Genomic DNA, 20,969 nt, shown 5'->3' on the forward strand with positions numbered 1-20,969 from the left:
GCTTGGCCATCGACGATGTTCTTCGGGTGCCCGATCCTTGGTCCCGAGCCTCGTGTATCTCGGGTCTGACATGCGCTGAAGAAATTCAGCCTATCAGAAGGGCGATCCCGGAGCAATACGAACTGGAGTGGATGGAGGAAGCGATTCGGCGAACGTGTTTCCGATCATGAGATTTTCGTGTTCACCGAACTCGGCCCTCGGATCTCGTGGCTGGAAGATGACGAGAAAACCCCGCGCTATGGCCCCCACGCGCGATTTGCTATGATGGTTAGCCGCCTTCGTTCGTCCTCCCGCGAAAGGGCTTCGAACGGGGTGATCACGCCTATGGTTGGAGTATTGGATGAAGCGTCTTTTTTTGGGTATTGTCGCGCATGTTTTGGAAAACCCGTTTACGGGTTCTGCCGAAGACTGTCTCGAAATCATCGAAGACGGAGCTTTGCTCGCCGACGAGCACGGCAAGATTTTGGCGCGAGGTCCCAAACAAACCCTCATGGCGGCGCACCCCGATGCGGAAATCGTCGATTTCGGCGATGATTGGCTTCTTCCGGGTTTCGTGGACGGCCACGTTCATTTCCCTCAGGTCTATGCGACCGCGGCCTATGGGCACCATTTGCTGGATTGGCTCCAAACGTCCGTGTTTCCCGCGGAACTGGCCTTTGCTGACGAAGCCTTCGCCGTGGTTGCGGCGCGGCGCTTCGTTCATCAACTCCTGCGCATGGGAACCACCACCGCGCTGGTGTTCGGATCCCAGTTCACGCCGGCCACCCGAGCTTTGTTCGAAGCGGCGCGCCAGCAGGGATTGCGCTTGATCAGCGGATTGACGCTGATGGATCTGGACGCGCCCGCCCGCCTGTTGCACACTCCTCAGAGCGCCTACGACGAATGCCGGCAGTTGATTCGCATGACCGAGAAGACACCGGGCCTGTACTACGCCGTTACCCCGCGTTTCGCGCTCTCTTGCTCGCCTGCCATGATGGACGTGTGTCGCTCCCTGATCGAGGAATTTCCCGACTGCTATCTCCAAACCCACATCAACGAAAACCTGGATGAGATCGAAGCCGTCAAAGCGTCGTTTCCCGAGGCCCACAACTACCTGGACGTCTATGCTCGCCAGGGTTTGCTTTCGCCGCGGACGGTGCTGGCCCACAGCGTTCATTCCACCGATGCGGAACTGGATCGAATGGCCGAATTGGATTGCCGGGTCTGCCATTGTCCCGCGAGCAACATGTACCTGGGCAGCGGCATCTTCAATTTGGCGCGGCATCTCGAGCGCCGGATCCAGGTTCTCGTGGGTACCGATATTGGCGCGGGTACCAACTTCTCGATTCTCGAGGAACTGAGCGATGTTTACAAGGCGCAGCAAATGTACGATATGCGTCTGGGGGCGGCCAAGTTGCTGTACCTGGGGACCTTGGCCGGAGCCGAAGCCCTGCATCTCGCTGGCGAGACCGGAAATTTCGCGGAGGGCAAGAGTGCCGATTTCGTAGTTCTCAGCAGCCAAACCGACCTGTGTTTTCAGGAGCGGTTGGCGCGCTGCACGTCCCGAAAGGACCAGTTGTTCGCCTGGCTGAATATGTTTCGGCCTTCCCACTTGCGGGCGACTTATAGCGGCGGACGGCTGGTCATTCCCGAGGAGCGACCCTGAACCGCGTGCCCGGTCGGGGTGTAACCCGGTGAGCGCGCTCGTCGGTTTCGGTCTTATTTGGCCGTGGCGAGCAACGAGGAAGAATCGCGAATCTTGAACAGCCCGACATCGATCGGAGGGTTGAGGGAAATATCCTCGAATGCCACTTCATAGGTGGCGTAACATTTTGTCTGCGCGTCGTGCTCTTCGTGGGGGCATTGGTTGAGATCGCGCTTTTCGATGCGTTTCGGGAAGATCAGGCCTCCGATCTTTTGGTAGGTCATGGTGCGCTTCTCTACCGGTTTCTTACCCTGACTCTTTTCCGAAACCATTAAAACCAAATGGGTTTCTTTGTCGATGAAAAAATCTTTCTTGTGCTTCGCGGCGGTGACCAACTCGATTTTGTACGTGTCGCGGTCGCCCAGTTTCACATCGCCGACATAGCGCACCTTGTGTTTCTTTTTGCGCCAGTCCACCAGGGGCCCCGCCGTATCGGCCATTTCTTCCAGCCAGGCCACTTCCTTGGTGCCCATGCAGCGCGGTTCCTTGTTGCCGAGCATGGGGTTGACCTGCCACGCTTCCTTGCCGGTGTACAGCATGATGATGTGGTTGTCGTTCATGACGTATTCGAGACGAATTTTGCCGCCATCGGTAACATAGGCGAAATGCATCTTGAGGGAAGATGAAATGACTTCGCCCTTGACGCGAATGGAGGAGGTGGCGCGGAGTTTCTCGAGTCCGCCGCGGGCTTCGTAATTTTTGGCGAGAATGTTGTCCAAATCGCCGGCCGTTCCGGCTATGCCGGAAAGGCATAGAAGCCAAACCCCCCTGAGAACCGATGTGCGCAAACTTTTCATTCAAACCCCGTTATGTCGTTGTGCCGCTGATCAGTCGGGAACCGAAGCTCCTCGTTTTCTCGAAGACCGGCCCCCTGTGTCTTGGGGACATCTATTCCGCACTACGGGCGCGTCGCGAGCAAAGTTGCAGCGCGGGTGGGCATGGTGCCCGATCTCACCGGAGATATGTTCGCCACGATGAACATGTTTCACCGCGCGGAGGAAGGGTGATCGAAAAAAGAGGCGCTTGATTTCTGTCAGTCTACCGCAAACGGAGAGATGCGACCAGGACCTGAACGAGAGATCCCGATCGTCCTTCGTTCACCCTTGTCGGGTTGCGATGGTCAGTGCGCAAAGCTTGTGGAGAATTCGAGAGGCCACGTTCAGATCCCACTCGTCTTCCGGGTCTTGCGGGTTGGGGGACACCTCGCACAGGTCGAAACCGACGATGTTCTTTCCGGAACTCGCGACGGCCTCCAGGAGAAAGATGGCCTGATCGTAGGCCAAGCCCCCGGGGACCGGTGTGCCGGTATGGGGACAGGACCGGGGATCCAGCCCGTCGATGTCGAAGGACACGTAGACGTCTTCCGGCAATTTTTCCACGATTCGGGCGCAGATGCCGCTCCAGGACTCTCCACGAAACAGATCGGCTTTCATGTCGCGGTCGTAGAACGTGGTGATGCGGGCATCCCGAGTCGCTTGTTCGCGTTCGAACTTCGCGTAGTCGCGAATGCCCACGGCAACCAGGGGACCGGCCGGGTCGGCTTCCGTCAACCAGTTGTACATGATGGAAGCGTGTGAATAGGTGAAGCCTTCGTACGCTTGACGAAGATCGTGGTGCGCGTCGATGTGGAGAACGCCCAGTTTCGGGAAGCGCTCGTGATAGGCCTTCATACAACCCAGCGGACTGGAATGGTCCCCGCCCAGAACCGCGACGATCTTGCCCTGCTTCAACCAATGCCGCGTCAGCGCGAGCAGTTCTTCATTGATTTGCCGGCCGAGTCGATTGATTTCGGCGAGGTTGTCGGCCAGTTCGCCCGAGATCCGTCCACCCGCTTCGATGATTGGCTCGGCCAGGTGGGTGGCGCGGTCGTTGGCGTCCAGCCAGGACTGATTGAGGGGCAGCATGGCCACCTCCTTGGAAAGATCCCGCTGGAGGAAGGGCTCGAAGAAATCGAGTTGATGGGACGCGGCCACGATCCTCGACGGCGTGTTCGAGGTGCCGCGGCCGTAGGAAACCGTCGGTTCCCAAGGCACACCGATCACGATGATATCGGCCTGATCGGGAGATGTTTCGCTGGTGAACAGGCCGGTGTCCTTATCCGGGGCATATTCTGGAACGAATTCGGGGGATTTCATGTGGGGACTCCTCCAATGAGCGGCGACGGGGGGAACGGGGCGCCGGCGCGATCGTGCGAGGCGCCCGGATCACGGGTTGAGGGTTTCTTTCAGGATGGCGTCGTACCGGCCCTCTTCGAAGCCGTTGGCCAAGAGCCGACCCTCTTTGATGAGCGCGGGTCGCTTCATCGCCGTGGGCTGGGCCAGGAGGACCTCGAGTTTGCGCACCTCGTTCAATTCGGCGGCTTTGAACCCGGTTTTCCGGAACGATGGGCTCCGTGTATTGATCAGTTTGCCTTCCAGGTCCTGGGCAATCAGGTCCTGCCATTCGGACTCGCTCAGGGGTTGCTTGCGCAGGTCGCGGAATTGGAAGGCGACCTGGCTTTTTTCCAGATAGACACGTGCCTTTTTGACGGTGTCACAATTGGGAATACCCAATAGTGTCAGCATGGATGCGCTCGCTTGTTCGTGGATGTAGTGAATGGGCCGATCGGCGAAATCCGCGGTGAGAAAGCCATGGCTCCGCCGGTCTTCGGCCACACGGAACCGGAGGCATTCGAGGTCTCCGGTTCCGTGTGGGGACCTATTATTAAAGTTCCATCTTGGAACATCAAGGACGGATTCGTCCCGGTCCACAAGTGAGGAAAGGGCGTCTGAGGGTATGGAATCCTTGCGTTTTACAAATAGTGTCGAAAAAATATGATCATGCGCAAATCACATGGTTTTCGGCGCGACGCGGGTTTTGCCGGCCGGTCTCGTGGACATTGCCGGAGGAGGCTCGAGCGGGCCGCAACCGAGACCGATGATGATTTGAGAACTGATTGTAATTCACCGTTTTAGCAAATGTGATTTGGCTTTTATCGGCTGATTTGGAAAGGGTATTTAAATTGTACTCACGTGACGAATCGTGCTAGATTACTGCATTGCTATGACTTTGCAAGGGAAGATATTCAACGTCGCTCATCGCTTGAGACGGTGACGGATTCGGTCTAAAACCAGACTGTGTTTTGGAGCGCCAGATGGTTCTATTCAATTACGCCACCAAAGAATTGACAGCCAAGGTCGTCTATTACGGACCCGGGCTTTGCGGCAAAACCACCAATTTGCAGTACATCTACGATACGTTGCCGGGAACGGCGAAGGGGAAAATGCTATCCCTGGCCACGAAAACCGACCGGACATTGTTTTTTGACTTTTTGCCCATCGATCTTGGGAAAATTCGGGGCATGAAGACGAAAATACAGCTCTATACCGTTCCAGGTCAGGTTTTTTATGACACTACCCGGAAATTGGTCCTCAAAGGTGCCGATGGTGTCGTGTTTGTCGCGGATTCACAGGCTCCGATGATCGAAGCCAATATCGATAGTTTTCAAAACTTGATTACCAATCTCAAGGAACAGAACATCGATATCAGTGAAATGCCCCACGTGATCCAGTACAACAAGCGCGACATGAAAAACGTCATGTCGATCGAAGAGCTCGAGTCACGGGTCAATAATTACAGCGTGCCCTATTTCGAAGCGATCGCACCGAAGGGCACCGGTGTTTTCGAGACATTGAAAGGCATCAGCAAGGTCGTGCTCAAGAATTTGGCGCAAAAATACGGGCTCGAAGAAGAGATGCAGGACACCGGCGGTTCCAAATTCGGCGCCAAGCCTCCGCCCCTGCCCAGCGTTCCCGGTGGCCGCAATGCGAGTCAACCCGCCGCCTCCGCCGGCATTTCCCGCCAGCCCAAGCCCGCGGCGACCGCCACCGCGACGGCCAACCCCAGCCGCTTCTCGCAGCCGGCGCCGGCGGCCGCATCGATCGATCCCACCCCGGTGCACCCGGCCGCCCAGAACAACCCGAAGAAGTCACCGCGGGTTGAATCGGATATGGAAGAGATTCAGTTTATCGAGGATGAAACCGGTGATCCCCTGGGCGCTGCCGTGAGCGAAACGCCGGCACCCCAGGCGCCCACGCCCCCTGCTCAGCGAGCCGCGCCGCCCTCGCGTGGAGCCGATTTGGAACCGATTCCCTCGCTTGACGACTCCGAGGTCATCGAGCTGGACGATATGGATCCGCTCGAAATCGAAGAGTTGGACGACATGGCCGAGATTGCGACCATGGCGTCCGAATCTGGCAAGGTCGAACGGATGGCCGCGCCCGAGCCGGCTCCAGCCGCAGGCGTCGCCCCCATCGAGGTACCCGTTTCGATCAACTTGCCGATGAATCTGGCCGGAAAACCCTTGCGGTTGCGGCTCGATATCGTGTTCGAGGAGGAGTAGCGCGGGGTCTCATCCAAACTACTCCACCTTATAGGCGGTATGATGAGGATTGCGCTGTCGGGAGCGGCGCTTTTATGCCTTAACATCGCCCCAAACGTCGTCTAATGGTCTAGGATATCCGGCATGTACTCATTTGTTTAGGTGGCTCGAGATTTCGGGCTTACGGTGAATGAGGGGTTTTATTTGAGTCTGCCGATTAGTTGATTTAGGCTTCAAACAGTTCGATTGGCGTTTCACGCTCAGGAACAGGAGTAATTGGATGAGATGGCTTGTTAGATTTGTGAACTCGTCCATCGGCAAGAAGATGCTGATGGCCGTCACAGGCATCTTGATGAGTGGATGGCTTGTGGCCCACTTAACGGGAAACTTGCTGATTTTTCTCGGAGCAGATGCATTCAATGGATACGCCGAATGGTTGTCCCACCAACCATGGCTTTGGCCGGCACGTCTCGGCCTGCTTGCAATTTTTTTGATTCACGTCGTATATGCGATTCGCTTGACCATGGAAAACAACGCGGCACGGCGTGCCGGTTATGAATACAAAGACCCCTCCGGGGCGTCCTACGCTGCACGCACCATGATCCTTACCGGTGTCCTGGTGATTTTCTACGTCGGAATTCACCTGCTCGACTTCACCTTCGCAGACAAGAGTGGTCCGATGGGGCTCTACGGCCTCGTCGTGGAGAAACTCGGCAACCCGCTACATGCGCTGATGTACTTGGGTTTCCTCGCCGTTCTCGGTTTCCACCTCAGCCACGGTTTGCAAAGCGTCTTTCAGTCGATGGGTCTCAACCACACCGTGTACACCCCGCTTATCAAGAAACTCACCTTACTGGGTGCCGTCGGATTGTGGCTCGGATTCTCCGCCATTCCGGTTTACCTGATGATCAAGGGAGGTCTGTAGCATGCAGCTAGATTCAAGGATCCCGGAAGGCCCCATTGATAAAGCATGGGATAACCACCGCTTCAACTTGAAGCTCGTGAACCCCGCCAACAAGCGCAAATATTCGGTGATCGTCGTCGGTACCGGGTTGGCGGGCGCCGCGGCCGCGGCCTCTCTCGCCGAGTTGGGGTATCACGTCAAGAATTTCTGTATTTCGGACAGTCCGCGTCGGGCTCACAGTATCGCCGCCCAGGGCGGGATCAACGCCGCCAAGAACTACCCCAACGACGGCGACAGCATCTACCGCCTCTTTTATGACACCGTCAAGGGGGGTGACTACCGCGCGCGTGAAGCCAATGTATATCGTCTGGCCCAAGTCAGTAACAACATCATCGACCAATGTGTGGCCCAAGGTGTGCCGTTCGCGCGCGAATACTCCGGGCTGCTGGCCAACCGTTCCTTCGGCGGGGCCCAGGTTTCGCGGACCTTCTACGCGCGCGGCCAGACCGGACAGCAGTTGCTGCTCGGTGCCTACAGCGCGCTGATGCGTCAGGTGCAGTTGGGCAATGTCTCCATGTACCCACGCATGGAAATGCTCGATCTGGTGGTTGTCGATGGGCATGCCCGCGGCATCGTGACACGGGACATGGTCTCCGGTCGCATCGAATCTCATGCCGCCCATGCGGTTTGCCTCGCCACCGGCGGTTACAGCAACGTGTTTTTCCTGTCGACCAACGCCATGCCGTGTAACGTGACCGCGGCCTTCCGGGCCTACAAGCGCGGCGCGCTGTTCGCGAATCCCTGTTACACCCAGATCCACCCGACCTGTATCCCGGTTGCCGGCGAGCACCAGTCGAAATTGACGTTGATGTCCGAATCGCTTCGGAACGACGGTCGCGTCTGGGTTCCCAAGGAACACGGAGACAAGCGTCATCCCACGGACATTCCCGAAGGCGAGCGCGATTACTATCTGGAACGGCGTTATCCCAGTTTCGGGAACCTGGTTCCGCGCGACGTCGCCTCGCGTGCCGCCAAGGCGGTCTGCGACGAGGGGCGCGGCGTAGGGGCCACCGGCCTGGCGGTCTACCTGGACTTCGCCGATGCCATCAAGCGCGACGGCCGTGCCGCCATCGAGGCGCGTTATGGAAACCTGTTCCATATGTACCACAAGATCACCGGCGAAGATCCCTACTCGGTACCGATGCGGATTTTCCCCGCGCCGCACTATACGATGGGTGGTCTTTGGGTCGACTACAACCTGATGTCCACCGTTCCCGGCCTGTTCGTCCTGGGCGAGGCCAACTTCTCCGATCACGGCGCCAACCGTCTCGGCGCCAGTGCGTTGATGCAGGGCCTGGCCGATGGATATTTCGTCATTCCCTACACGATCGGTGGTTACCTGAGCCAAATCAAGGGGGGTCCCGTCGATACGTCCGCGCCCGAGTTCAAGGCTTCCGAGCAGTTCGTGAACGAGCGCCTGAACAAGTTGCTCTCGATCAAGGGGAAGCAGACCGTCGATGGGATTCACAAGAAGTTGGGCCGCATCATGTGGGACAACTGCGGCATGTCGCGCCAGGCCGACGGGCTCAAGAAAGCGATCGAAGAGATCCCGAAGCTGCGTGAAGAGTTCTGGAACGACGTATCGGTCATCGGCACGCAGGGCGAGTTCAATCAGGTGTTGGAACGCGCAGGCCGCGTTGCCGATTTCCTGGAGTTCGGCGAAATGATGTGCCGCGATGCCCTGGCTCGTGAAGAATCTTGCGGAGGTCACTTCCGCGAGGAGCACCAAACCCCGGAAAACGAGGCGAAGCGCGACGATGAGAAATTCACCCACGTCGCTGCCTGGGAATACAAAGGCGACGATGAAGTTCCCACCCGCCACACCGAATCGCTTGAATTCAATTACGTCAAGCTGACGCAAAGGAGTTATAAGTGAGTAAGTTGAACTTGACATTGAGGGTTTGGCGTCAAAACGGGGCCAATGGTGAAGGCAAGTTCGTCGATTACGAGATGAAAGACGTCGATACCCATGCCTCCTTTCTGGAAATGCTGGACGTATTGAACGACGAGCTGGAATCGAAGGGTGAGGCGCCCATCGCGTTCGACCACGATTGCCGCGAAGGAATCTGCGGGGCCTGCAGCCTGTTCATCAACGGAAGACCCCACGGTCCCGAAAATGGAACCACCGCCTGTCAGCTCCACATGCGCAGTTTCCAGGATGGTGAAACGATTGTCATCGAGCCCTGGCGCGCCAAGCCGTTTCCCATCATCCGCGATCTGGTCGTGGACCGCAGCGCGTTCGATCGCATCATCGCCGCCGGCGGTTACATTTCCGTGAAGACGGGATCCGCGCCCGACGCCAATGCGATTCCCGTCGCCAAGGAAAAAGCGGACAAAGCCATGGATGCCGCAGCCTGTATCGGTTGTGGTGCCTGCGTGGCGGCCTGTAAGAACGCCTCGGCGATGCTGTTCGTTTCGGCCAAGGTCTCGCAATTCGCCTTGTTGCCCCAAGGTAAGGTGGAATCGAATAAACGCGTGCTCGATATGGTCGAAGCGATGGATCGCGAAGGGTTCGGCAACTGCACCAACACCGGCGCCTGTGAAGCCGAATGCCCCAAGGAGATCTCGCTCGAGAATATCGCCCGTTTGAACCGCGAGTGGGTCAAGGCCAACTTCTCGGTGGGCTGATCCAAACGCTTGATACATTTAGGTCGGCTTCGTTTCGACCGCGGAGGGCCCGGCTGTGTAAGCCGGGCTTTTTTGTAGGGTGAGCGAAGTGCTCCCAGATTCTCGCTATAGGAGCGGTTGTCGTGCGTTATTTGTTTTCGGTGTCCTCCGACGATGTGGAGCTGCTTGGGGAATTGCCTCTTCCGGAACAGGCCGGTTGTGAAATTCGGCTGGATACCTTTGATGTCCCGCCGAATCCGGTCGTCTTGCGATCTCGGACGGCGCGTCCCCTTTTGGCGACCTTCCGCAGCGAGGCCCACCTCGGTCGCGCCAGTCGGGAAGCGCGAGACGATCAGGGATGGGCCCTGCGTCGAAGCTGCTTGGAAGCGGGTTTCGATTGGATCGACCTGGAGTTGGATGAGCCGGATCTCGAGGCGAAGATCGAGGAAGTTCACCGCTTCGGGAAACGCGTCGTTCTTTCCCATCACGATCTTGAGGGGGGTGAAAGCGTTCACTCGGCGATCGCTTCTGGCCTGGAGACCCGCGCGGATATCGTGAAAGTCATCGGGACGGGTACCCAAGCCGAAGACTTTCGAATCCAGCGCGAATGGTACCGGAAGGTGAAGCCGGAACGGCTGGTTCTGTTCTACATGGGGGAGGATTTCGCGGCCAGTCGGGTGCTTTCCCTGGTCTACGGTGCACCCTTCACGTTTCTCACCCCTGGTCGGGAGCCCGCTGTCGCCCCGGGGCAGCTCACGGTGACTCAAGTGAGGGACATTTTTCGTGTCGAAGAGATAGAGTTGGCGCGATTGCGGCTTTTTGCGGTGATCGGGAAGCCGATCGGACACTCGCGCTCGCCCGCTTTTCATAACCCGTTGCTCAAAAAGTACGTGTCCTCGGCCCTCTTCCTCGCATTGCCGGCGGTTTCCGAAGCCGATTTGCGATGCTATTTCGTGACCTTCCCCGAGCTTGAGGGGCTGGCGGTGACCAAACCCATGAAAGCCGTGGCCCACGAAGTGGCAGGTACGTACGAGGAATCGGACGCGTGGGAATTAGGCGCGGCGAACACCTTGTTGGCATATGGTGATCACCTGACCGCAGACAATACGGATTTCGGTGCCATGAAACGGCTTATCGAGACCCATGTACCGAAAGGCGAGACCGTTCGCGTTCTCGGTTATGGCGGTTTGGGCAAGGCGGTCGTCCAGGCCTGCCTCTCCCTGGGGTATCCCGTTCAAGTGACCAACCGATCCAAGGCGCGGTTATCCGATTTGCCTTCTGCAGCGACCGTCGTCGATTGGGAAAACAGAGCGTGCCCGGGGGCCTATGCCTGGGTCCAGGCCACCTCGGTGGGGATGGCTCCCGATGATCGAGCCTGCCCGGTCGAGGCTATTCCCGCCGATCTCCGCCTGGTCGTCGAAACCATCTACAACCCGAGAGAGACCCAATTAATGGCCTTGGCACGCACAAATGGGGTGCAGGTCCTGGACGGCATGGCCTTGTTCGAGGGCCAGGCCGCCCTTCAGAATCAACTATTTCTTCGAAGACTCATACACGGTTGAGGTGGGGCGGGGGCGTGGGATTGGCTATACTGTCGGTCCGACTCAGCCGTGTGGCCAGTTTTCGGCGGTGAAGGTCGTGATTTTTAAAGCGTGGACCTGGTTGCTGTCGATCAGGTCCCGCAAGGGTTTGTATATCGCTTGGTGCTGTTTGACCCGGCTCATGCCCTTGAATGTGTCGCTGGCAATTTCGAGGTGCCAATGGTCGTTGGTTCCGGTCGTGTCGGTCAAGACCATTTTGGCATCGGGAAAGGTTTCTTTGAGACGAGTCAGCACGGTTTCCTTCAGAGTCAAGCGTCTACCTCCGCTCCGGCGCCATCGAACGGCGCTGCATGTGTGCAGGGCATTCTCTCCCAGCTCCTCGCTCGGGTCAACCTACGCGGGCAACAGGGAAACCCTCCGCAGTTTTCCAAAAGACACTCCAATGGCTCCACGGCGCATCGCGTCGTTTCAAGTCCTTCAGTCGAAACGGAGAACATCCGATGGTTTTTTGAACCTACTTTGCCAGTGAATGTGCGGCCCGGCTCGTTTTCCGAAGCACAAGGGGAATGAAGTCGCGCCAAGCCACCCTCGTTCTGCCACACTGGACGGCGATCCGGTTCTCAAGCGGCGAATCGGTACCCGGGGCGCCGCCTGACATCTCGTGCCCTCCTCTGGTTGAACATTAGGAGTTTTCGCTATGAAGCCTACGTTTCTGTTTTCGTTGCTGGTCCTAATCTATTGTTCCCACGGATTCGGCAGCGGGGATTGTTGGGTAGAGAGCGTGGATTCATTGGCGAAGGAATCGGGAACGGAGGTTCGATGGCGCGTCAGTCAGGCGACGGGGGTGATCGAGCTTCTCGCAGTGCGGGCCGGGTCCGAGGGGAGTTTGCTCCCGCGAGGCACCAGTACCCCGACCCACCTGAAGAAAGTGGACATCGCTAAAACTTTCATGGCCCGGTTCGGCTCGCTGTTCGGGATGAAACATGCGGATCGAGATTTGGTGTTGATCGACGAGTTCACCGACAAAATGGGAGTCACCCATCTTTCTTTTGGACAACGCTACCGGAAGGTTCCGGTTTTCGCTACGCGGTTGCGATTCCATATCGACGGATACGGGCGATTGCGCGTGGTCAACGGTGCGGTCGTGCCGGGTTTGGATTTGTCGACGCAACCGACCCGCTCGGCTGAAATGGCCGCGGCCGAAGCGATGGCGCACTACTTGGAACGGTACGCCCGCGTGCCCGCGGATCGTGCCCTTTTGGAGGAGCCGGTGCTCACCATTTATCGGAAGGGATTGGATCGAGGGGTTCACGGCAAGAGCGTTCTGACCTGGCGGGTAGAGCTTGGGTCCGTCGAGGGTCGGTCGGAAACGATGTTCATCGATGCCCACACCGCGAAATTGGTCGATGTCCTCCCTCGTTTTCGCAGCCTGGCCCGGGAGGTGTTCGATGGGGGAACGACTCCCGAATTCCTCGTTTGGCAGGAAGGCGATCCGCTGCCTTTCCAGGGGAATAACGCGGCTTCAGTCAACGAGTTGATTCAAGGCTCCCTGGAGACTTTCCACTTGTTCGCGAGCCTGACCGATGGGGATTACCTGTCTTTCGACGGTCAAGACGGCCTCATGAGTTCCTTGCTCAATCCGCCCGATGGAGACTGCCCCAATGCCTTTTGGAGCGGGGCGATGACCGTTTTTTGTGAGGGCTTTGCGGTCGATGACGTGATCGCCCACGAATGGACCCACGCCTATACCGATTACACCAACAATTTGATCTACCGCTGGCAGCCCGGTGCCCTGAACGAATCCTACTCGGATATTTTTGGAGAATTGGTGGATCTGCTCAACCTGCGGGACCAAGTGGGTACTCAGCAGGTACGGGTGGATGGCGGCATTTCCACCTTTCGGCCCGCTGGACCTGAAGTCGTGGTGAATGCCAACGATGGTTCCACCAACGTGCTCTTGGCCTCGGGCGCCACCTTTGGAGTCCCGGTCACCCAACAGGGGCTTTCCTCGATGGTGGTCCCGGTCGCTTCGGGTGGGGATGCGCCTTTGGAGGGATGCAGCGAGCTGGTCAATGCCGCGGAAGTGGCCGGCCGCATCGGCCTGGTGGATCGAGGTAGCTGCTTCTTCGTGGACAAGGCACGTTTTGCCGAGCAAGCCGGGGCGATCGGCCTGATCGTCATCAATCAAGAGGGTGACGAGCTGTTAACCATGGCGGGTGCGGAGGATGCGCCGGTGATCGGGATCCCCGCCGTCATGATCGGTAGAACGAACGGGCAGGCTCTTCGGGCGGCGTTGGCTCGCAACGAGGTCGTGAGTGTGACGGTACGCGGTGCCCAAGGCCAGATCGAATCGTCCGCTCGCTGGGTTTTGGGAGAGGATCTGGCGACGGGCGGTTTGCGCGATATGTGGCGACCGAACTCGGGGCGCGATCCCGATCGAGTGTCCGATCCCCACTATCATTGTGGCCCGGAGGATTCCGATTTTGGCGGTGTTCACGTCAACTCCGGCATCAACAATCGCGCCTTCTCCCTGCTGGTCGACGGCGGAACCGCCAACGGCATCGTGGTGGAGCCGATCGGCATGACCAAGGCGGCCCATATCTTTTGGCGGGCCATGTCCGTGTACCTGACCGCGGTTTCGGATTTTACCGACAATGCGGATGCGCTGATGCTGGCAGCGGGCGATTTGCAGGGCATTCCACTCCAGAGTTTGGTGGTGCATGAGAATTGGCCAGGGCCGAGCGAGGAAATCATCGATACACAAGATGTCCTGCAGGTTGAACGGGCGATTCAAGCGGTAGAAATGCAATTGGCTCCGGTTCGATGTACCTTTGCCACCAATTTGGATCCCGCCGAGGTCGAATTGTGTGCGGCAAGCACGGTGGATACCTTGTTTTTCGACGATTTCGAAGGGGATGTCGGCAGTTGGCGCACCTTTAATCTCGGCATTTTCGATTCGTTCACGGAGCGCGATTGGGCCGTGACCGAAAACTTGCCGGAGGGGAGAACTGGCCGGGCTTTTTATGCGGAGGATGTGGGTCTGACCCGCAACTGTGGCGTGGGCTTGAACGATGAGTCGGGCATGGTTTCGCTCTTGAGCCCCGTGATTGCCGTTCCTGAAACGGGCGATGTGTGGCTGTCTTTCGAGCATTATTTTTCCACCGAAAAGGAATTCGATGGAGGTAACGTCAAGATTCGTGCGGACAACGGCGACTTCGTGCTGATCCCAAGCGATGCCTTCGCCTTCAATGGTTATAGCGGCGCCTTGAGCACCAATCGCAACCAGAACCCCTTATCGGGGCAGCAAGCCTTTCACGGAATCAACGAAGGGGTGGTGACCGGGGGAACCTGGGGCACCTCGCTGGCCAATCTATCGGCACTGTTGCAAGGAGCCACGCGATTCCAACTCAGGTTCGATTTCGGTATGGACACTTGTGTGGGTGACGACGGCTGGTACCTGAACTCGGTTCGCGTTTTTCAGTGTGTTCAGGAAGTGGTGCATCACGAAGCCAGCAATCGCTGGATCACCCACGTCACCCGCCAGGGAGCCGGTTTCACGACAAACATTCAGCTTGTGAACGAAGGGGAATTGCCTGTATCGATTAAGCTCCAGCCGTATTTGGCAGATGGAACCGCGATTGCGGCCGTGAATTTCGAGGTACCCGGCGCTGGCCGGCTCGAGATGAGTTCGATCGATGCATTCGGAAGTCGGGACCTGAGCCATTTCTCCATCGTTGGTCCCGAAACCTGCCGGGTGTCGGTTTCCTACCAAATGGTGTCCGACCAGAATGCAGTGGCTCAGGTTGGCGAATTCTCGCACGCCGGCAAGGGATTCGAAGTGACTCCTGGCGATTCGGTCCTGTTTTTCGACGGAGTGGCCTTGGTCAACCTTGCGGAAGAGGCCAACAATGTGTCGCTTCAGCTCCTCGATGCGGCTGGAGACATCCTGACGACCCACACCATCCAGGATGCTTTGGCCCCGAAAGCCAAACATTTGGTGCTGCTCGGCCAGTTTCTGACCGCGGACACGGCCCGAGTCAAAATCGTCACGCCACAGCCGGCCGCCGTGTTGTTCTTGCGGGGAACCAATGCCGGAATCGAGCCCGGTTCTCTCGTCGAGGTGGTGCCGACCGTGACGAAAGAGTGATTAGATCCTCCCGGGAATCACGCGAACACGTCTTCGAGTGATTTCGCGCAAACGAAGTTCTGAATACTAGCGTTCAATTCCGCGACAGTGGCTTCCCGAATGCGTGTGAGGGTCCAGGGAGGGAGGTCGTCGAAACGGGCGCGAAGCAGCGTTTCAAGGGTGGCGCGAAGAGCTTTTTCTTCGCCTTTGGCCTCGCCGAGGGCAATGCCACGAGCTTCGCCTTTGGCCTCGCCAAGCGCGATGCCTCGGGCCTCGGCCCTGCGTTCGATGGTACTGACGTAATCCACGTTCATCCCTTCCTCGCTCTCCCTGCCGTGGGGAAAGGAAATGATTGCCGTGTCTTTAAGTGTGATCCTTGGTTTCGAACACATCTTCGAGTGATGTGGCGAGAAGGCAATTGGGAATCCAGGCGTTCAAATCCACGACAGTGGCTTCCTGAATGCGTGTGAGGGTCCAGGGAGGGAGGACGTCGAAACGGGCACGAAGCAGCGTTTCAAGGGTGGCGCGAAGGGCTTTCTCTTCGCCTTTGGCCTCGCCGAGGGCAATGCCACGAGCTACGCCTTTGGCCTCGCCGAGGGCAATGCCACGAGCTTCGCCTTTGGCCTCGCCGAGGGCAATACCACGAGCTTCGCCTTTGGCCTCGCCAAGCGCGATGCCTCGGGCCTCGGCTCTGCGTTCGATGGTACTGACGTAATCCACGTTCATCTCCTCCTCGATCTCGAGGATCTCCCGTTCGATTCGTTTCTCTAAATTCTCGGGCAGATCAAGAACCCAGTCAATGAAATTAAAGAGAGCGACGAATTCGGCCTTGGGTTTTCGCCGGTCGTAGAGTTGTTTGATCAGCCGCAGCTTCCATGCGTATCGGTCTTCGATATCGCGTCCGGTCTGTTTGGCCTTCAAATGGGCCCTAACCACCGTGGCGAAGGGATTGGGGTCACGTTCCAGTTGTTCCCACTCGTCCAGATAGTCTGTAATTTTGACCATCGGGAAGGTCCAACGCAAATGCTGGCCCCACAATCCGGTTTCATAGCGATTCGGTCGCCACCGGGGTTGCATGTCGGCCAGGATGACCAGGCTGACGACCTGCCCGCCCAGAAGATGCGCCAGGCGCGTGTAATAGTGGAACACTCTTTGGGGGAAGGCCCGCTGTCGGTTTCCCTGGATTTCGACGTGCAGGTGGACGCGGCCTTCGGAACGAGCCTTGCGGTTCACCCGTATCAGCTTGTCCACCAAAAGCTTGCCGACGGCCGCATCTCGGCTGACTTTCTGGAGTTCCGTTTCCCGGAATTCGAAACCCCGTGGCCAGTCGATCTCTTTCGCCGCAGAGGGGAAAAAGAAGTCGAGGAACTGGGGAAAAAAATCCTCCAGCATATTCTTCCAAGGAGAATCGTATTCGGCCATGTCGGTGCTCTGATGAAGGAGTAACACCAACATACCCTGGCTGTTGCCAGGAATGCTAGGGAAATGGGAACACTTGGGTCGGTGAAGCTCCGCCACACCTGGTCATCGGTCTCGATCGACGTGCCGTTCGAGCCAGAGTGCGAGCAACGGCATGCCGCCGTGGGCCAGCCGGAATACGGTGTGGTACCACCAACTGTCCATCCAGCCCAGCAGGTTTTGGGGATGGTAATAGGCGACGACGCGGGCAAACGCGGTCAGAAACCCCCAAAAAGCCGCGTAGATCAGGGCCACCCGACTCAGGAACGGAATGAAAACTGCCACCGCCACCACGAAATCCAAATATCCGGCGATGTTCAGCAGTATACGGGCACTGCTTTCATCCAGGGCCAGGCAGCGCATGATCATGGAGACGAAATAGCCCGGTTGCGGATGAAAGCCCATCGCATAGAGCCCGTGTCCCGTGAAGGTGAGTGCGATCGCTACCTTCAAGTAAAGCAGATGTTTGCGGCTGAAACCCGAAGATGGACGGGTTCCCGGGATCGCCGAATCGCCACCGCGCAGGAACGCCAACAAAAACAGCGGAGTCGCCCATTGCAGGGTGTGTTCGATGCCTTGCCCGATTTGGAACCCCTTGCCGATGAAGTAGATCGAGAAGTTGAACAGGAGCAGGAAAGAGCCCGCGACGATCACGACACCTTGGCGTCGCGAGGTGCCTCGAACCGTCCAAACCAGGACGGCGCAGGCCAGCAGCCAAATGCCCATGAAGCGCGTGAGGCCCTGGATCACCATGTCCGTGGTCGGGCTGGTGACGTATGCCTGCCAACTCATACCGGTCAGGAAAGCGACCGGCCCTTCGAGCCAGTCCTGTTTCCACATGATGGTGCGCAAGGGTGAATCCCAACGCAGAAATTGCCAGGAGCGGCCCAAAAAGACCGCTGATGCCAGGAACCTCAGGAGCCACTCGATGTTTTGGATTCGAGCCATGCCGAGATTGGTGGTCGAGGGTGGCGAATCAGCCGCGACGGATGCTCCCTGTCGTTCGGAAGTCCCCAGGTTTTCGAGCGTCATGGTGTGTTTGGTCATTGCAAAAGCCTTTGTGAGCGGTTCGGCGATTCGATGTGTCGCCGAGCAGGAACCCCTCGAAGGAGGGAAAAGGGTCGACCGGACACCTCCGAGCCGACCCGCTTGTTGCGGCGCCACGTCGTAGCACCTTGGTCGATGGGTGTTAAAACTCGATTTTCCAGGAAGTCAGCGTGCCGGTATCCTGTCCGGCGGTGTCGTTGATCCAAAGGATCCAACGACCGATCGCCTCGCGGCCGGATGCATTGACCTGATAGGTTTGGTTGATGTCGTCACTGGACCCGCCGGACTTGTCGTGAAGCGTCCATTCGGATCCGTTGGGTGCGCGGAGCTTGACCGTGAGATCGCCGATGTAGGTGTGGTCGAGGTTCACCGTAACGGCGATCGTGCCGCTGTCGCCGTTGTGCGTGACGTCGATGGCGCTTTGAACACCCGCGCTGTCGTTGTCGGGAATGGCGAGGTCGTTGTCGTTTTGGTAGACCTTCGAGTCGCCCTGGTTGCTGTAGTCGGCTTGAAGCGACAGACCCGAATAGGCGCGATAGGCGCGAATCATGACGTGCCAGGTGCCCGCAGCGGGATTGGCGATATTCACCGATTCGTTGTTGCCGTTCAGGTAGGGTCGATGGTCCCACGAACTGGTCGTTGGTTTTTGCCCGTAGCGAATATAAATGTCGGCGTCACCACTGCCGCCCCAGATTTTGAAATCCAGGGACGAGGTATTGGCGGGTACCGTGATTTGGAAGAATTGCTCGCTGTTCTGCGCGCCGGACAGATTGCTTACCGGCTGACCGTTCTGCAAACCGTCGTCGCCGGGCGGCGGACCGTCTCCACCGGAAAAGATCACGCTCAGTTCGGCTGCCTTGTCGGATTCGCCTTCGTAGGCTTCCGCGACCCGTCGGCCTTCACCGTCGAAGAGGAACACCATCGCATTGCCGGACTGCCAGCTCGGGTGATCGACGATTTCCTCGACGATTTCGGCCAGATTGGGGGTTCGCTGAGCCGCACCCGATGCACCCCTCGATGACCAGGAAGAGGGATGCCAAGCCACGTTGCTCGAGGTTCGAACGCGGCTGGAAATATTGGCGCTGCTTCCGGAGAACGTGGTCGCGTCGCCCGTGTCCTCACCGAAGATTTGAAGGCTGGTCGTTTCCGTGCTTGTCTCGTCGACCGTGAATTGAATGTAAGCGCTGCTCACCGACGCACCGGGTGGAACGTGCAGGTTGTTGAACCGGATGCCGACGATCTGGTCTCTCGTCCCATCGCGGACCAACTCCAGGTCCGAACTGTCGAGATACATACTGCCGGAAGATCGTTCTTCCGCATCGTCGGTGCCCTGGCTGACCGTGCGAAGCAGGGTCTGCACACCGACGCTGATTTCGACCGTATCTTCGGCGGTCTCGCCGTTGTTCGCGGTCGCCAAAGCGCGCAGCCGGTACTCACCGTTTGCCGACGGGTTCCACGAGAAGCTGTAGGGGGCCGAGGTGTCCTGGCCCAGATAGGTGTCGTTCGCGTAAAAGCGAACGGAGCCGATGGTGCCGTCACTCATGCTCGCCTGAGCATTGATTTGGACGGTTTGGCCTTCGTCGAAGAATTGGTTGTCCTGAGGCTGGGTGATTTGAACCGTCGGGCGGCCGATCTGATCGTTCTCGATCACGATGACCGATCCGTTGCTGGGATTCCAGACATCCAATCCGGATGGTTCCGCCCAAGGGTCGTTGTCGTTCACTTGCCCGACCTGGCTGACGTTCTCGTAAAGAATCGTTTTGACTTCCATGCGTTGCGGCGTGACATGGATCCACTTGAATTGGTTGAAACTGCCGCTGTTGCGCGTCCAGTTCTTGCCGTCGTTGGCGGAGCGCAAGGGGGCGCCCCAGGTGCCTTCTCCCACGTAGACGGTGCCGTTTTCGTCGTCGCGAACGAAGCCCTCGTCGTTACCGGAGCCATAGGTCGGGCGCACCGGCCAACTGGATTTCACGCAGTGGGAATCACATTCGACGACCAGTTGGACCTTGTGTTGGTAGAAGAGGTCGGCCCAGGCGTCGTATTCGTCCCAGCCCTCGCTTTTCGAGCTCACGTGAGGGCGCATGGGCTTGTGATATTGAGCCATGCGCCAGGTGACGTTCTGGTTGAATTGGAGGTCACCGGACAGCCAATTGGCCTGGTTGCCGCCCTCGGTGTCTTCGGAGTTCAAGGTATAGGTGCGCAGCAGGTTTCCGCCAAAGGTCAGCGCGTAGTAGACCTGCGAATGGGGAACGTCGAAGATGTTCACGATCACCGAATTGGCGCGCTCGTGGTTGCCGCGAGCCGCGACGATCGGGAACATCCGGCCGTCGCTGGCGATGGTGTCCTGCCAGTCCTCCAGCCACTGTTGCCATTGACTGTTGCTGTCGGCATCGGTCATGTCGCCGCCGAACGCCACGAACAGCGGGCGCAACTTGGCGACCATCCGGTTCGCCTTGCGTCGCGTGGAGGCATTGTTGCGGGAATCTCCGCCCGCAATCATCGTGAAGGGTTCGGCGCTGCTGGGCGCGGTTCGGAACCAGAATCGTTGGCTGACGCTGTTGCTGTCCGCGACCACGAAATAGTAGGCGGTGTCCGGTTGAAGGTTGGTCAGTCGGGCGAATTGGTGGGTCATGCCCTTGGACGAGCGACTGACGCTGGGACTCATCTGAAAGCTGTAGTTTTGGGTGTTGGTTCCGTGGTCTTGGGTGTCGTAATGAACCTTGGGGCTGCTGCCGCTGGTCTGGACCCAACCGACGACCATGGTCGTCGCCGGATTGTCGCGCCAGGTAAGCCGATACTTTTCCGTGGCCCCGAACAGACTCAGAAACAAACCAGCAGAGAATAGCAATGCCGTCAGACCCTTCCAGAAGGAACGGCTCGTGGTTTTCATGATTTCTCCTCAAAACAAGCGCGGGGTGTCCCGCGGAATCACATGTGGATGAAAATGGAAATGAGAGGATGGAAACCCTGCGGTCCTCGGCTCGAAGCTCCCTGAAGGAGCTTCCTCATCCGGTGAGAAACGAACGATACGTCTCCGATGGGTCGAACTCTCGATGCCACGACAACCCGACAGTCGTTGCCGACACACGGGATGGCGCGGAAAAAGATGTCGTTGGGACGATCGCCGGAAAACCGGGGTCGCGACCTTTCCAAAGGAACTATCCCATCGTGAGTGGTCCGCA

The 20,969-nt window shown here is 58.1% G+C and carries 15 protein-coding genes and 1 pseudogene; 8 read left to right on the forward strand and 8 right to left on the reverse strand.

Features of this window, described 5'->3' with window-relative positions:
- The first annotated feature begins 340 nt into the window (after positions 1-340).
- Positions 341-1,645: a guanine deaminase gene (gene guaD, locus J3U87_RS19330; RefSeq protein ID WP_237377418.1), complete on the forward strand. Its 1,305-nt coding sequence runs from the start codon at positions 341-343 to the stop codon at positions 1,643-1,645.
- Between the two features lie 53 nt (positions 1,646-1,698).
- Here guaD and J3U87_RS19335 read toward each other — a convergent pair whose 3' ends face one another.
- The 3 genes from J3U87_RS19335 to J3U87_RS19345 form a co-directional block, all read right to left on the reverse strand.
- The gene (locus tag J3U87_RS19335; protein WP_237377419.1) at positions 1,699-2,403 is read right to left on the reverse strand and encodes an outer membrane lipoprotein-sorting protein; all 705 of its coding nucleotides are present in this window, start codon (positions 2,401-2,403) and stop codon (positions 1,699-1,701) included.
- Between the two features lie 378 nt (positions 2,404-2,781).
- The gene (locus J3U87_RS19340; protein WP_237377420.1) at positions 2,782-3,819 is read right to left on the reverse strand and encodes an agmatinase family protein; all 1,038 of its coding nucleotides are present in this window, start codon (positions 3,817-3,819) and stop codon (positions 2,782-2,784) included.
- Between the two features lie 69 nt (positions 3,820-3,888).
- Positions 3,889-4,248: an arsenate reductase family protein gene (locus J3U87_RS19345; RefSeq protein ID WP_237377421.1), complete on the reverse strand. Its 360-nt coding sequence runs from the start codon at positions 4,246-4,248 to the stop codon at positions 3,889-3,891.
- A gap of 569 nt (positions 4,249-4,817) precedes the next feature.
- Here J3U87_RS19345 and J3U87_RS35315 point away from each other — a divergent pair.
- The 5 genes and pseudogenes from J3U87_RS35315 to J3U87_RS19370 form a co-directional block, all read left to right on the forward strand.
- Positions 4,818-5,390 (forward strand): annotated as a pseudogene (locus J3U87_RS35315) (GTP-binding protein); the annotation flags it as partial.
- 934 nt (positions 5,391-6,324) lie between these two features.
- Positions 6,325-6,969: a succinate dehydrogenase cytochrome b subunit gene (locus tag J3U87_RS19355; protein ID WP_237377422.1), complete on the forward strand. Its 645-nt coding sequence runs from the start codon at positions 6,325-6,327 to the stop codon at positions 6,967-6,969.
- 1 nt (position 6,970) lies between these two features.
- Positions 6,971-8,884 (forward strand): fumarate reductase/succinate dehydrogenase flavoprotein subunit, encoded by a 1,914-nt coding sequence (locus tag J3U87_RS19360; RefSeq protein ID WP_237377423.1) that lies wholly within the window; start codon positions 6,971-6,973, stop codon positions 8,882-8,884.
- Positions 8,881-9,636 carry a succinate dehydrogenase/fumarate reductase iron-sulfur subunit gene (locus J3U87_RS19365; protein WP_237377424.1) on the forward strand — a complete coding sequence of 252 codons (756 nt, stop codon included), beginning with the start codon at positions 8,881-8,883 and terminating at the stop codon, positions 9,634-9,636. The genes J3U87_RS19360 and J3U87_RS19365 overlap by 4 nt, the downstream gene beginning before the upstream one ends.
- A 122-nt stretch (positions 9,637-9,758) precedes the next feature.
- Complete coding sequence (locus J3U87_RS19370) at positions 9,759-11,177, forward strand: type I 3-dehydroquinate dehydratase (protein WP_237377425.1); 1,419 nt, start codon at positions 9,759-9,761, stop codon at positions 11,175-11,177.
- Positions 11,178-11,219: 42 nt separating this feature from the next.
- On the opposite strand, the gene J3U87_RS19375 is transcribed toward J3U87_RS19370, so the two are convergent.
- Complete coding sequence (locus J3U87_RS19375; RefSeq protein WP_237377426.1) at positions 11,220-11,468, reverse strand: BolA/IbaG family iron-sulfur metabolism protein; 249 nt, start codon at positions 11,466-11,468, stop codon at positions 11,220-11,222.
- Positions 11,469-11,853: 385 nt separating this feature from the next.
- Between J3U87_RS19375 and J3U87_RS19380 the strand changes: the two genes are divergently transcribed.
- Entirely contained in the window at positions 11,854-15,303 is a 3,450-nt protein-coding gene (locus J3U87_RS19380) for a M4 family metallopeptidase (protein ID WP_237377427.1), read from the forward strand.
- A gap of 17 nt (positions 15,304-15,320) precedes the next feature.
- Here J3U87_RS19380 and J3U87_RS19385 read toward each other — a convergent pair whose 3' ends face one another.
- Together J3U87_RS19385 and J3U87_RS19390 are read right to left on the reverse strand one after the other, a co-directional pair.
- Positions 15,321-15,590 carry a hypothetical protein gene (locus tag J3U87_RS19385; protein WP_237377428.1) on the reverse strand — a complete coding sequence of 90 codons (270 nt, stop codon included), beginning with the start codon at positions 15,588-15,590 and terminating at the stop codon, positions 15,321-15,323.
- 55 nt (positions 15,591-15,645) lie between these two features.
- On the reverse strand, positions 15,646-16,203 hold the full coding sequence (locus J3U87_RS19390; protein ID WP_237377429.1) for a hypothetical protein: 558 nt from the start codon (positions 16,201-16,203) through the stop codon (positions 15,646-15,648).
- 102 nt (positions 16,204-16,305) lie between these two features.
- Between J3U87_RS19390 and J3U87_RS19395 the strand changes: the two genes are divergently transcribed.
- A complete protein-coding gene (locus tag J3U87_RS19395) occupies positions 16,306-16,728 on the forward strand; it encodes a hypothetical protein (RefSeq protein WP_237377430.1) in 423 nt (140 codons plus the stop codon).
- Positions 16,729-16,806: 78 nt separating this feature from the next.
- Here the strand turns inward: J3U87_RS19395 and J3U87_RS19400 are convergent, their stop codons facing one another.
- On the reverse strand, positions 16,807-17,787 hold the full coding sequence (locus J3U87_RS19400; RefSeq protein ID WP_237377431.1) for a hypothetical protein: 981 nt from the start codon (positions 17,785-17,787) through the stop codon (positions 16,807-16,809).
- A gap of 142 nt (positions 17,788-17,929) precedes the next feature.
- Positions 17,930-20,677: a proprotein convertase P-domain-containing protein gene (locus J3U87_RS19405; protein WP_237377432.1), complete on the reverse strand. Its 2,748-nt coding sequence runs from the start codon at positions 20,675-20,677 to the stop codon at positions 17,930-17,932.
- Positions 20,678-20,969 lie beyond the last annotated feature (292 nt).

Origin of the sequence: Sulfidibacter corallicola (assembly GCF_017498545.1) — a bacterium.
In the GTDB taxonomy this organism is placed as follows: domain Bacteria; phylum Acidobacteriota; class Holophagae; order Acanthopleuribacterales; family Acanthopleuribacteraceae; genus Sulfidibacter; species Sulfidibacter corallicola.